Source organism: Haliea sp. E17 (assembly GCF_048323675.1).
Lineage (GTDB): Bacteria > Pseudomonadota > Gammaproteobacteria > Pseudomonadales > Halieaceae > Mangrovimicrobium.
In genome coordinates this window covers 241680-253011 of record NZ_JBLWFK010000001.1, presented here as the reverse complement: position 1 = coordinate 253011, position 11332 = coordinate 241680, and the positions used below count along the sequence as shown (strand labels likewise).

Genomic DNA, 11332 nt, shown 5'->3' with positions numbered 1-11332 from the left:
CGATTTCCGTGGCGCGCTCAGGCGAAGGTCTGCCACAACATGCGGGTGCCGACGATGATCAGGAAGACCGCGAACACCCGCTTCAGGGTTGCGCCGTCGAGCTTCGCGCCGAGGCGCACGCCGACCGGCGCCATCAGCGTGGTCATCGGCACGATCAGGGCGAAACCCGGCAGGTTGGCGAGCCCGAAGGTGCCGGCCGGTGCGTCTGCTGGCGTGGTCCCCCCGAACAGCATCACCAGAGCGCCCGGCACGGCGATCAACAGGCCGAACACCGCGGCGGTTCCCACCGCGCGATGGGTCGGCACATTGCACAGGGTCATGGTGGGCACGCCGAGCGTACCGCCGCCGATGCCCATCATGACGGAAAAAAAGCCGATACCGCCGGCCATCGCGACCTGTCCCGGTGCCGGGGGCAGCTGGCTGAACACCGCCGGCGCATTGGCGCGGAACAGCATGTTCAGGGCGACGATGATCGCGATACTGCCAAAAATCGCGGTGAGCACCAGGCCGCCGGCGCGGGTGGCAACCAGGCTGCCGCAAATCACCGCCAGGATCATCGGCAGCGCCCACAGTTTCAGCAGGGCAGTGTCCACGTTGCCCCGCGCATGGTGCGCCCGCACCGAGGAAATGCTGGTGGGAATGATGGTCAACAGGGAGGTACCGGTGGCCACCAGCATCGCCGTGGCCGCGGACATACCCAGCGACTGGAACACCAGGAACAGCACCGGCACGATGACGATACCGCCGCCGACCCCGAGCAATCCCGCGAGCACACCGGCTATTGCCCCGGTGGCGACCAGCGCGAGAATCACCGGCAGCCATTCGGCGACCAGCTCCATCACGGTTCACCTCCCGGCGCCGCGCCATCGCTGCGGGGATCGGTGGCGGCTTCCACCCGGCCGTCCGGGTACAGGCAGATCGCTCCGGCGTGGCCCATCATTTCGCTGTGCTCCGGCACCGGCTTGATGCGGTGCCCGCGGGCGCTGAGATCACTGCCAATGCGTTCATACAGGCTCTGTTCCAGTTTCAGGTCGTTATCGGTATCGCCCCAGGTCCGCCCCAGCAGCCAGCGCGGCTCGGCGATGGCCCGCGCGAGCGGCCAGCCCTCGTAATAATAGCGGCTGAACAGTGCCGCCTGGGTCTGCGGTTGCCCCTCGCCGCCCATCGTGCCATAGACGATGCGCCGCCCGTCTGCACAGATCGCCGCCGCCGGATTGAGCGTGTGGAAGGGTTTGCAGCGCGGTCGCAACCGGTTCGGGTGCGAGGGCTGCAGGGAAAAGCTCATGCCCCGGTTGTTCCAGACCAGGCCGTGTTCGGGCAGCAGGATCGCGGAGCCGAACTCCCAGTACACGCTCTGGATAAAACTCACCATCCAGCCTTGCGCATCGAGTGCGCCCATCCAGACGGTATCGCCGTGGGCGGCCTCGCGCGGCCAGGTCGTCGCGGTATCCAGTTGTACCGTTGCGGCCAGTGCGTCGAGGTGCGTGGGATCGAGCAGCCCCGGCCAGTGTTCGCTGAGATGCCCCGGATCACAGACTTCCCGGTCGCGCAGTTCGAAGGCGAGCTTGGTGGCTTCCACCAGGCAGTGCACACGGTCGGCTTCACTGGCTGGTGCGAGCCCGTGGCGCAGGCGGTCATTGATGCCGAGGATCATCAGCGACGCGACACCCTGGGTCGGCGCCGGCAGGTTGTATAACTGCGCGCCGTTGAGCGCAGTAGCCAGGGGATCGACCAGCGCGGCGCGGTAGTCGCTGAAATCGCCGATCGCCAGCGGGGAGCCCTCCGCCGCCAGCGCCGACTGCACCGACGCCGCCAGCGCACCGCGGTAGAACGCCTCGGTGCCCTCCCGTCCCAGGCGCTCGAGGAAATCCGCCAGCGCCGGGTTGCGCAGCATTGCCCCGGGCTGCGGCGCCCTGCCGCCGGGCAGGAACAGCTCGCGGAAGGCCACGTGGCCGGCGCCCTCGCCGGCGAGTTTCTCGCAGGCGGCGGCAAGTGTCGCGGTCACCGCGATACCGTCGCGGGCCATCTGCGCGGCGGGCGCCAGCAGATCAGCCAGCGGACGGGATTGCAGGCCGCGCTCGGCCGCCAGTTCCCGGGCCACCCGCCAGCCGTCCAGGGTGCCCGCCTGGCACAGGGCCGCGGCACCGCCGCGGGAGGGAATCGCGGACAGGCCGGCGTCGGCGTACCACTGGGGAACTGCGGCCTGCGCGGCGAAGCCACAGGCGTCGATGGCCACGGGCTCGCCCTGCGGCGGACAGACCAGCCAGAAACCGTCGCCGCCGAGGCTGTTCATATGCGGGTAGCAGACGGCGATCGCCGCGGAGGCGGCGACCATCGCGTCTACCGCACTGGCGCCGTCCAGCAACAGGCCCTGGGCCATCTGCGCGACGGCGGCGTGGGGCGCGGTAAACGCGACACGCCCGCCTGCGGGGAAAGGGGTTTCCACGAGTTCAATCTACCCTGTTCGGTTGATCCAGCTACCCGCGCCCTAGCGGTTGGCCGCCAGCCAGTCGGCCTGGCGCTTCATCTCGTCGGCGTAGTTGAGCCAGTTGGCCGCACTGCGTTCCGATTTGCTGAAGGTACGCGCCTGGCGCAGGGATTCCTTGCCGGATTTGAACTTACCCTGCTCCACCCGCGCAATACCCTGCAGCAGCAGGGCCTTGCCCTTGTCGTCGGGCTCAAGCCCGGCCTGCAGCGCGCGGGAAACCGCGGATTCCGCCTGTTCCCACTCGGCCACGTCGACGTGGATGTTGGCCACCTTCATCCAGGCCTTGCCGCTGCCGAAGCGCTCGCCGATCTGCGAATAGGTGGCCACGGCGCTGTCGTACTCGCGCGCCTCCACCCAGGCCTGGGCGAGCATTTCCATGTAGGTCTCGTCTTCCGGCAGCAGTTCCTGCTGCATAGCCGCCTGCAACAGGCGGCCGCCGTGCTCGGGAATACCGCGCATGACACAGAGCTGGATCAGGGATTTTACCGTGCTTTCCTTTTCCAGCACATTGAGGTCAAAGGCCATTTTCAGCGAGGCCAGGGCGCGCGCCTTGTCGTCGGTGACCATGTAGACGCTGGCCAGCTGTTCCCAGTAGTTGCCCTTGTCCGGCCACAACTGGACCATGCGCAACAGGGTTTTCGCCGCCTCCGGGTAGCGCTGCAGTTCAAAGTAGTCGGCGGTCAACAGCTGGAACCAGGCCTCCCGCGGCTCGGCGGCCGCGGCCACCGCTTTCTCCGCGTAGGGTGCGGAATCCGCATAGCGTTTTACCTGGGCGTAGATGTTGGCCATGAACATGTACTGATCGGGCTTCGGATTTTCCAGTTGCTTGAACCACTCCTCGGCGAATTCCAGCGCTTCGTCAAACTGGCCTAGCGCCGCGTGCAGCTGCGCTACCATGTAGCCGACGTTGTAGACCACGTTCTGCGGCAGTCGCTGGGTGGCCAGCGCACCCTTCAGGAGTTCGATCGCGGTGGGGAAATTCTCCCGCGACATTTCCACGTAGCCGAGGGTCTGCAGGGTCAAGGCCTTGTCGAGACTGTCATCCTCCACTTCCGACAGCAGGGTCTGCAGGCGGTCAACCGCGTCGTTCATCCGACCTGCAGCCATCAGTTCCTGGATTTCAGTCAGCTCCTTGTAGGTGCCGGTGCTGACGGAATCCGGGCCAGCCATAGCGGGTGTCGCGGCGAACAGCACCACACTGAGCAGTGCCGCGGCTGTAAATTTCCTGCGCATCAACCGCCTCCCAACTTGAATTCAATGGTTTGTCTGGCGCGCTGCGCCACCGGGTTGCCGTCGACCACCTTGGGACGGAACTTCCAGCGCCTGATCGCGTTGAGCGCCGCATCGTCAAACAGTCGCGCCGGGTCTGACTCGATCACCTCGGCGCCGGAGACGGTGCCGTCCGGGCGAATGGTCACCGCCATTGTCACGTAACCCTCAATGCGCGCCTGCTTGGCGCCGCGCGGATAGGTTGGCGCGATGCGCACCACCGGAATGACATCGGTGTCGAAACCGGCCAGGCCCTGGCCCTGCTGCAGGGCGCCGAGGTAGGGGCCGTCACCGGAGTTGATCGGGATGCCGATAGTGGGCATGTTCATGCTCAGGTTGGGGTTCACGTTGGCCATATCCATCGACATGTCCGGCGTCTCCGGCGGCGCTTCCGGCGGCGGCGGTTCGTTGAGCTTGCGCTCCTTGGTGCGGGTTTCCTCGGACTGGTCCACCCGCACGAAGTTGAGGAAGGCCCGCTCGCCGTCCGGTTTTTCGAGGATCGCGTCGGCGCTGATCATCAGCTGCATCAGCACGAACAGCGCCAACCCGATGCCGCAGGCCGCGGCGAAGGTCATCACGTCCTTCAACACCACTGGCATGGTCAGTTGCCCTCGTCAGCCGCTACCGAGACGTTTTCCGCGCCCGCCAGCCGCGCCTGGTCCATCACCTCGATCAGGGTCTCGGTCTTGGAGTCGGAATCGGCGACGATAATCACCGCGGCGCCCGGGTTTTCCGCCAGCCCGCGCTCGACGTTGGCGCGCACCGCGCGCTTGTCCACCTGGCGCTTGTCCATGAAGATCTGGTTGGCGGCGGTGATGCCGATCTGGATGCTGTTGGACTCGGTCACCACCGCCGTGTCGGCGTTGGGACGGCTTACATCGACACCCGCCTCCTTGACGAAGGTGGAGGTAACGATGAAGAAGATCAGCATGATGAACACCACGTCGAGCATCGGCGTGAGGTCGATCTGGCTTTCCTCTTCTTCCAGAATCATCGAATTGATGGAATCGCTCATGCGACGACCTCCTGGTCAGCAATCTTGAGTGTTTCGGCCAAACGCTGTTTCTCACTGCGGTAACGGCGTTCGAGTTGAGTGGCAAAGGGAATGGCGATCAGGGCCACCACCATCCCGGCCATGGTCGGGATAGTGGCCGCGCTGACGCCGTCGGCCATCGCCCGGGGGTTGCCCGATCCCATGAAGGCCATGACGTCGAAGACCTGGATCATGCCGGTCACCGTACCCAGCAGGCCGAACATCGGCAGCAGGGCAATCAGCGCCGGGATCAGGCCGAGGTTGCGCAGCATCTTCACCTCGATCTCCGAAATCAGGCCGCGGCGCTGGGTAAGCGCATACCAGGAGCGCTGGTCGCTGCGCTGGTTCCAGGTACTGGCCGCGCTGTTCACATCGCCCTTGAGCTCGCGCAGGTAGTACCAGTAGCGTTCCAGGATAAGCCACCACAGCCAGATGGAGAGCAGCAGGATGGCGTAGAGCACGTCGCCACCCTTGTCGAGAAAATCACGGAATGCACTGACGACTTCCATGGTTTCAGGCCTTAAGTTGCGCGTCGGATTCGGCTTTCTGCGCCATCAGGGCCGCGGACTGCTCGCCGATCACCTTGCTCATCGCGGTCACCCGGCTGGACAGCAGGCTGTGGCTGAGCAGCAGCGGGATCGCCGCGCACAGGCCCAGCACCGTGGTGATCAGCGCCTGGGAAATACCGCCGGCCATCAGCTTGGGATCGCCGGTACCGAACAGGGTGATGGCCTGGAAGGTGCCGATCATACCGGTCACCGTACCCAGCAGGCCCATCAGCGGCGCTACCGCGGCCAGCACCTTGACGATCGGCAGGCCCTTGCGGATCTCCGAGACGTCGCGGAACACCACTTCATCCAGCTTGCGCTTGATGGTTTCCAGGTCGAGGTGCTTGTTCTCGTAGTACACGTTGAGAATGCGGCCCAGCGGGTTGTCCTTGTCGAAGTGATCCATATCCTTCAGCTGCGCCTTGATGCGGCGCTGGGTGCGCGCCAGCGAGAGCATGCGCGCGGCGACGATAATCAGGCCGACAATGCCGACCACGATGATCGCGTAGCCCACGGTTTTACCCTGCTCGACACGCTCCATCAGGCTCGGGGATTGCACCAGCAGGCCGAGCAGCGCACCGCGGGAGGGGTCGAGATAGAAACCGACAGTCTCGCCCTTCGCCGCCGAGGTCAGGTCACTGGCCGAGCTGCGCACGTAGCCCTGGGGCTGGCGCGGCAGTTCCACCACCTGGTCGGAATCGGAGATGTAGTTGAGGTACTTGTCGCCGGAAACCATGTTGAAGGTTCCCACGCGGGTGACCGGGGCGCTGTAGGCGTCGCCGCTGGGCTTGATGATCTGCGCGTCGAACAGGCTGATCTCCCCGGAGTGGGCGATCTCCTGCAGCAGCAGTTGCCAGAGGGCGCGCATCTGCGGAATAGTCGGCACTTCCTCGCTGGAGGCCAGTTCATCGACCACGGCCTTGCGCTCGGGGTACTCCACGGTGATCAGCGAGTCGTAGAGGGCAGTCTGGGTATCGTCGGCCATCTGCCGGAATACGCCGAACAGCTCGCCGAGGTCACCGGTGCGCTGGTCCAGGGTGGTTTGCAGTTCCGCCAGGCTCAGCTCGTTGGCGTCGAAGCGCTCCTTGAGTTCGATACGCAGGGCTTCCTGCCGCGCCACTTCCGCCTCGGCGTTGCGCTGCAGCGCGACCTGCTGGTCCGCCGCGGCCTTGAATTTCGCCTCGCGCTCGCGATTGCGCTTGGCTTCCTCGGTCTGGTTCTGTTCCACCCGCTGCAGCAGCTTGGTCAGCTCGCTGCTGCCCTGGGCTGCAACCGGCGCACTGGCGGCGAACACGCTGGCGGCGATGGCCACGGAGGCCAGGAATAAACGTGGGGCTTTCATTACGCGTCCTCCGAAGCCGTTACCGGCAGTTTCAACATGCTCGGCGGCGCCTGCTTGCGCGCCACCCGCAATCCGTCACGAATCGAGCGGCGATAGCTGCCCTCGAGCACTTCCCAGTTGCCCAGCTTGCTGTTCCAGCGGCCGCTCTCGGCGCCGTCGAGGGTCTGGTAGTACAGGCCGACACGGCCGATGCGCAGGAAGTCCACGGAGCGAACTTCGCCGCTGGAATTGAGTTCACCGCGGTAGGCTTCGATGGTGCGGCCGTAATCGGCCTCGATGGTGTAGGCCTCCATGATGCGGCGGTATTTCTCGCCGGCAGTGACGTCGGCGCGGTCGATCATGCTGCGCAGGTTGTCGATACGCTCGATACGTTCGGCGCGCAGGAAGGGTACGTCGGCCTCGACGATGGTGCTCAGGGTATCGGTCATCTCCAGCATGAACGGCAGTGCGCCGGTCTCGATATTGTCGATCTCCGCGGTCTGCCGCTTGACTGATTCGATCTCCTCTTCCTGCGAATCGATCAGGCGCTGCAACTGCTGGTTGTAGATGGTGAGGCTCTCGGCCCGCTGCACCGCTACCCGGTAGGATTGCAGGGACGTGGTCGCCTGCTCGTCGAGCTTGTCGATCCGGTCCTGGCTGGCCGCCGCAGCGGAGTCAGTCTTGACCTGGGTTTCTAGCGCGGCTTCCTGCGCCTGCGCGCCCAGCGGCGCCAGCAGTAGCAACAGGGCCAACCTGCGGAAGGTTTTTCTGTGGTGCATGATGCTCCAACTCCTGAACTGAAAATGGCTCGCGGTGGCGGTAGACTGGAAGCTGTCCCCACCCTCCGCACGATGACTTCTGAGGGTTCGTGGTCAGAAAGAGCAATTAGCGTGCCATGGCGCTGTAGCCCCTTTAAAACAAGGGCATTGCGCGCTTCGGGAAATTCGACCGGGGGCTCTCCAGCTGAAATCTTGTCCAACTGGACAGCTTTTGTTCCATAACAGTGCGATTTTTTGGGCCGCACGCCCAAGCACAGTGCAGAGAGCCGCAAACCCTTGGAAACAAGGGCCGGGAACCGCCCCCGTCAGCCCGCTGGTACACTCCTTGCTTCAAGCTGGGGCACAACCACCGGGAGAGAACCCAATTGAACCGCGACCCGTCCTACCCCCGCGACCTGATCGGTTACGGCCGCCACCTGCCCCGCTTCGAACTGCCGGGGAACGCGCGAATCGCCGTGCAATTTGTCGTCAACTACGAGGAGGGCGGCGAAAACTGCGTGCTCCACGGCGACCCGGTATCGGAGGTGTTTCTCTCCGAGATCATCGGCGCACAGGCCTTCCCCGACCGCCACCTGAGCATGGAGTCGATCTACGAGTACGGCAGCCGCGCCGGCTTCTGGCGCCTGCAGCGCCTGTTCGCCGGGCGCGACCTGCCGGTCACGGTATTTGGCGTCACCAGCGCGCTGGCCCGCAACCCCGAGGCGGTGGCTGCAATGCGCGAGGCGGACTGGGAAATCGCCTGCCACGGCCTGCGCTGGATCAGCTACCAGCAAGTCCCCGAGGCGGTGGAGCGCGAGCATATCCGCGAGGCGATCCGCCTGCACGGCGAACTCACCGGTGCGCGCCCGCTGGGCTGGTATACCGGCCGCGACAGCCCCAATACCCGCGCCCTGGTGCTGGCGGAAGGCGGCTTTCTCTACGATTCCGATTCCTACGCCGACGATCTGCCCTACTGGGTGGCCGGGCCGGACGGTCCGCACCTGGTCATTCCCTATACCCTGGATACCAACGACATGCGCTTTGCCTCGCCCCAGGGTTTCAACTGCGGTGACCAGTTCTTCACTTACCTCAAGGATGCCTTCGACGTCCTCTATGCCGAGGGGGAAAGCACACCGAAGCTGCTGAATATCGGCCTGCACTGCCGGCTGGTGGGCCGCCCCGCGCGTTTCGCCGCATTGCAGCGCTTCGTCGACTACGTACAGTCCCACGAGCAGGTGTGGGTCTGCCGGCGCAGCGACATCGCCCGGCACTGGCACGCCAACTACAGGCCGGCGGGCTGAGGCTCGCCCAGGCGTTCGGGCAGCAACCACTCCAGCACGATGGCGCACAGCGCGCCGCTGGAGACCGGGAAACCCAGCAACAGGCGCAGTTGGTCCGGCAGGCCATCGGCGAGCCAGGCGGCGGTGCCAAACACCAGGCCGCCGAGCAGGCCGCCGCCGGCCACCCACCAGCCGCGGCGCGACAGCTCCGCGCTGCGCAGGATGTTGAAGCCGGTCAGCGCAATCATCGCGAACATCAGCAAGGTGGCGCCGTAGATCACCGGCGGCGGGATGATCTGGAACACCCCCGCCACCAGCGGCAGCGCCCCGAGCAGGACCAGCATGCCCGCCACGATAAAGCCGATGTGGCGGCTGGCGATGCCGGTCAGCCGGATCACGCCGTTGTTCTGGCTGAACGTGGTGTTGGGAAAGGTCGCCAGCAGCGCCGCGAGCAGCGAGTTGAAGGCATCCGCCATCACCCCCCCGCGCACCCGCGCCCAGTAGGCCGGGCCGCTGGTGGGCAGGCGGCTCAGTGCCTGGGTCGCGGTGAGATCGCCCACCGACTCCATCGCCGTCACCAGGAAGATGGGCATGATGACCAGGAACGCCGTCCAGTCGAAGCCCAGGCCGTAGCGCAGCGGCTCGGGCAGGAAAAACCAGTCCAGCTGCCCCAGCGGCGCGGTGTCGATTTTCCCCAGTGCCAGGGCCAGCAGCGCGCCGGCGCCCAGCCCCCCGAGGATCGCGCACATGCGGCACCAGGGGTTGCGCCACAGTGCCAGCAGCAGGGTAACCACCAGCACTGCCGCCGCCAGCAACAGGGCTTCCAGCGCCTCGGCAGAACTCCCGGCCTGCTGGAACACCCGGTACAGGTTGCGGCCGGTGGAGAGCACCAGCGTGGCGCCCAGCAGCACGACCGTGGCCCCGGTCACCGCGGGCGTGATCACCCGGGCCAGGCGGTGCAGGTGCCCGGCCAGCAGCAAACTGACCAGGGCGGCGACCGCGATGGTTCCGAACAGCGTGCCGAGGCGCTCGCCGTCGGATTGCTCCGCGGGCAGTGCGTGCCAGGCAAACAGGATGGCGCCGATAAAGGTGAAACTGGTGCCCTGGATCGACAGCAGGCCGGAACCGAAACCGCGCCAGCTGGAAATCTGGATCATGGTGGCGATGCCCGACACCAGCAGCGCCGAGGTTACCAGGTAGTTGGTATCGGCAACCGACAGCCCCATCCCCGCGGCGATAATCAGCGGCGCGGTGACAATCCCGCCGAACACCGCCAGCAGGTGCTGGAATCCCGCCAGCAGCGCGGTCGGCCAGGGCGGCACGTCCCGCCAGCCGTAGAGCGGAACCTGCCAGTCGCCTCCCCCGCTGCCGCCCATCGCCTCAGCTCCAGAAATCCCGGTGCAGGGCGACAATCTCCTCTTCCACTTCCGGCACCGGGCCCCATACCCGGATGGCTTTCTGGCTGTGCTGGAACACGTAGCGGCTGGGAACATCCATGGTCGGGTTTTCCTCGCTGCTGCCGGTCAGTTCCAGCAGGCGGGCCTCGGAGATACCGAACACCAGCCTGCCGATATTGGCCCAGTACTGGGTGCCGGCACACATGGCGCAGGGTTCCGCGGTGCTGTAGAGCGTCATAGCCCAGAGTTCCTCCGGCCTGTATTTTTCCGCGGCGAGTCGCGCCAGGGTGGATTCGGCATGGTTGACCGCATTGATGTTGCCCTGCTCCATGAGAACAGTTTCGTGATCGGCGGCAACCAGCACCGCGCCGAAAGGGTGATGCCCCTTGACCATGGCGCCCCGTGCGACCTCGTTGGCGCGGCGCAGGTTGGCGATGATCTGTTGGGCGGTCGGGTCGCTGCCCGGCGGTTGCGGCAAATCCGGCATGAATTTCTCTCCAGCAACGGCCCGGGAAAACAGCGCGCCTGGCGCGATCAGCAGCGGGCCCAGTAAGACGGTATTGCGAATAAAGCTGCGGCGGTCAGCTACCATGGGGCGCCTGCTGCGCCGAGGCGCAGGGCGGCTCGGGCAGGTGCAGGAACAACAGGCAACCGAACAGGCACATGATGAAGCGAAAGGCCGCCTCCTGACCGTTCCAGGCGTCGGACTGCCACATCAGGAACCACTCGGCGCCGACGGTCATGAAGCCGCCGAACCACAGCGCGATACCGAGAACCAGGCCCCAACTGGCCAGCATCAGCGCCGGCTGGAACTGCGCCGCCGGCTGGTGGCGGCTGCGCCACATGGCGATGGCGCCCACCGTGCAGAGTACGCCGGCGGAAAATTCGCAGGCGATGATCAGCCAGTAGGCCAGGTGATGAAACCACTCCGCCTCGATCGCCCGCCACATCAGGCGGTTGCCCTCGAAGGTGGTATCCATGGCCAGCACGTGCTGGACGAACATGAAATTGGAGCCGTAGTCGGTCACATTGTTGACCGCCACCAGCAGGGCGAACGCGCCCACCAGCACTGTCAGCAGGGCCTTCATACATCGGGTGCCCATGGGGGCCTGCAGCAAAGAACGGCTCACGCTTTTTCCTCGGGGGGTTTTCAACACCGGGTCAGGCTAGCAAGATTGGTGCCCACCGCCCCGGAACCCCGCCAACCGCGGACTTGCGCCCGGGGGCGGACCCCAGTG

At 65.7% G+C, this 11332-nt stretch carries 12 protein-coding genes; 1 reads left to right on the top strand and 11 read right to left on the bottom strand.

Features of this window, described 5'->3' with window-relative positions:
* Window positions 1–17 precede the first annotated feature (17 nt).
* Genes ACNKU3_RS01045 through ACNKU3_RS01010 form a run of 8 tightly spaced genes read right to left on the bottom strand, consistent with a single transcriptional unit; the run spans window position 18 to window position 7438 of the window.
* A complete protein-coding gene (locus tag ACNKU3_RS01045) occupies window positions 18–839 on the bottom strand; it encodes a sulfite exporter TauE/SafE family protein (RefSeq protein ID WP_418257953.1) in 822 nt (273 codons plus the stop codon).
* Complete coding sequence (locus tag ACNKU3_RS01040; protein ID WP_418257545.1) at window positions 839–2446, bottom strand: gamma-glutamyltransferase family protein; 1608 nt, start codon at window positions 2444–2446, stop codon at window positions 839–841. Before ACNKU3_RS01040 ends, ACNKU3_RS01045 begins: the two co-directional genes overlap by 1 nt.
* 42 nt (window positions 2447–2488) lie before the next feature.
* Window positions 2489–3721, bottom strand: coding sequence for a tetratricopeptide repeat protein (locus ACNKU3_RS01035; protein WP_418257544.1), 1233 nt, complete (start codon window positions 3719–3721; stop codon window positions 2489–2491).
* A complete protein-coding gene (locus tag ACNKU3_RS01030) occupies window positions 3721–4356 on the bottom strand; it encodes an energy transducer TonB (protein WP_418257543.1) in 636 nt (211 codons plus the stop codon). The genes ACNKU3_RS01035 and ACNKU3_RS01030 overlap by 1 nt, the downstream gene beginning before the upstream one ends.
* 2 nt (window positions 4357–4358) lie before the next feature.
* Window positions 4359–4772: an ExbD/TolR family protein gene (locus tag ACNKU3_RS01025; RefSeq protein ID WP_418257542.1), complete on the bottom strand. Its 414-nt coding sequence runs from the start codon at window positions 4770–4772 to the stop codon at window positions 4359–4361.
* Complete coding sequence (locus tag ACNKU3_RS01020; RefSeq protein ID WP_418257541.1) at window positions 4769–5299, bottom strand: MotA/TolQ/ExbB proton channel family protein; 531 nt, start codon at window positions 5297–5299, stop codon at window positions 4769–4771. Before ACNKU3_RS01020 ends, ACNKU3_RS01025 begins: the two co-directional genes overlap by 4 nt.
* Window positions 5300–5303: 4 nt before the next feature.
* Window positions 5304–6680, bottom strand: a complete 1377-nt coding sequence (locus tag ACNKU3_RS01015) for a MotA/TolQ/ExbB proton channel family protein (protein WP_418257540.1) — start codon at window positions 6678–6680, stop codon at window positions 5304–5306.
* Window positions 6680–7438 (bottom strand): DUF3450 domain-containing protein, encoded by a 759-nt coding sequence (locus ACNKU3_RS01010; RefSeq protein WP_418257539.1) that lies wholly within the window; start codon window positions 7436–7438, stop codon window positions 6680–6682. Before ACNKU3_RS01010 ends, ACNKU3_RS01015 begins: the two co-directional genes overlap by 1 nt.
* Before the next feature lie 365 nt (window positions 7439–7803).
* Between ACNKU3_RS01010 and puuE the strand changes: the two genes are divergently transcribed.
* Window positions 7804–8718, top strand: coding sequence for an allantoinase PuuE (gene puuE, locus ACNKU3_RS01005; RefSeq protein ID WP_418257538.1), 915 nt, complete (start codon window positions 7804–7806; stop codon window positions 8716–8718).
* Here puuE and ACNKU3_RS01000 read toward each other — a convergent pair.
* The 3 genes from ACNKU3_RS01000 to ACNKU3_RS00990 are packed head-to-tail and all read right to left on the bottom strand — an operon-like array spanning window position 8700 to window position 11224.
* Entirely contained in the window at window positions 8700–10073 is a 1374-nt protein-coding gene (locus ACNKU3_RS01000; RefSeq protein WP_418257537.1) for a uracil-xanthine permease family protein, read from the bottom strand. The genes puuE and ACNKU3_RS01000 overlap by 19 nt on opposite strands.
* A 4-nt stretch (window positions 10074–10077) precedes the next feature.
* Entirely contained in the window at window positions 10078–10686 is a 609-nt protein-coding gene (locus tag ACNKU3_RS00995) for a nucleoside deaminase (protein WP_418257536.1), read from the bottom strand.
* Window positions 10676–11224, bottom strand: a complete 549-nt coding sequence (locus tag ACNKU3_RS00990) for a DUF2165 family protein (RefSeq protein ID WP_418257535.1) — start codon at window positions 11222–11224, stop codon at window positions 10676–10678. Before ACNKU3_RS00990 ends, ACNKU3_RS00995 begins: the two co-directional genes overlap by 11 nt.
* Between the last annotated feature and the right edge of the window lie 108 nt (window positions 11225–11332).

What these genes read in the sequence shown, in the direction of transcription:
- ACNKU3_RS01000 (WP_418257537.1), bottom strand. Translation starts at nt 10,073, where the DNA reads ATGGGCGGCAGCGGGGGAGGCGACTGGCAGGTTCCGCTCTACGGCTGG.
- ACNKU3_RS01010 (WP_418257539.1), bottom strand. Translation starts at nt 7,438, where the DNA reads ATGCACCACAGAAAAACCTTCCGCAGGTTGGCCCTGTTGCTACTGCTG.
- ACNKU3_RS01025 (WP_418257542.1), bottom strand. Translation starts at nt 4,772, where the DNA reads ATGAGCGATTCCATCAATTCGATGATTCTGGAAGAAGAGGAAAGCCAG.
- ACNKU3_RS01030 (WP_418257543.1), bottom strand. Translation starts at nt 4,356, where the DNA reads ATGCCAGTGGTGTTGAAGGACGTGATGACCTTCGCCGCGGCCTGCGGC.
- ACNKU3_RS01035 (WP_418257544.1), bottom strand. Translation starts at nt 3,721, where the DNA reads ATGCGCAGGAAATTTACAGCCGCGGCACTGCTCAGTGTGGTGCTGTTC.
- ACNKU3_RS01045 (WP_418257953.1), bottom strand. Translation starts at nt 839, where the DNA reads ATGGAGCTGGTCGCCGAATGGCTGCCGGTGATTCTCGCGCTGGTCGCC.
- ACNKU3_RS01020 (WP_418257541.1), bottom strand. Translation starts at nt 5,299, where the DNA reads ATGGAAGTCGTCAGTGCATTCCGTGATTTTCTCGACAAGGGTGGCGAC.
- ACNKU3_RS00995 (WP_418257536.1), bottom strand. Translation starts at nt 10,686, where the DNA reads ATGGTAGCTGACCGCCGCAGCTTTATTCGCAATACCGTCTTACTGGGC.
- ACNKU3_RS01015 (WP_418257540.1), bottom strand. Translation starts at nt 6,680, where the DNA reads ATGAAAGCCCCACGTTTATTCCTGGCCTCCGTGGCCATCGCCGCCAGC.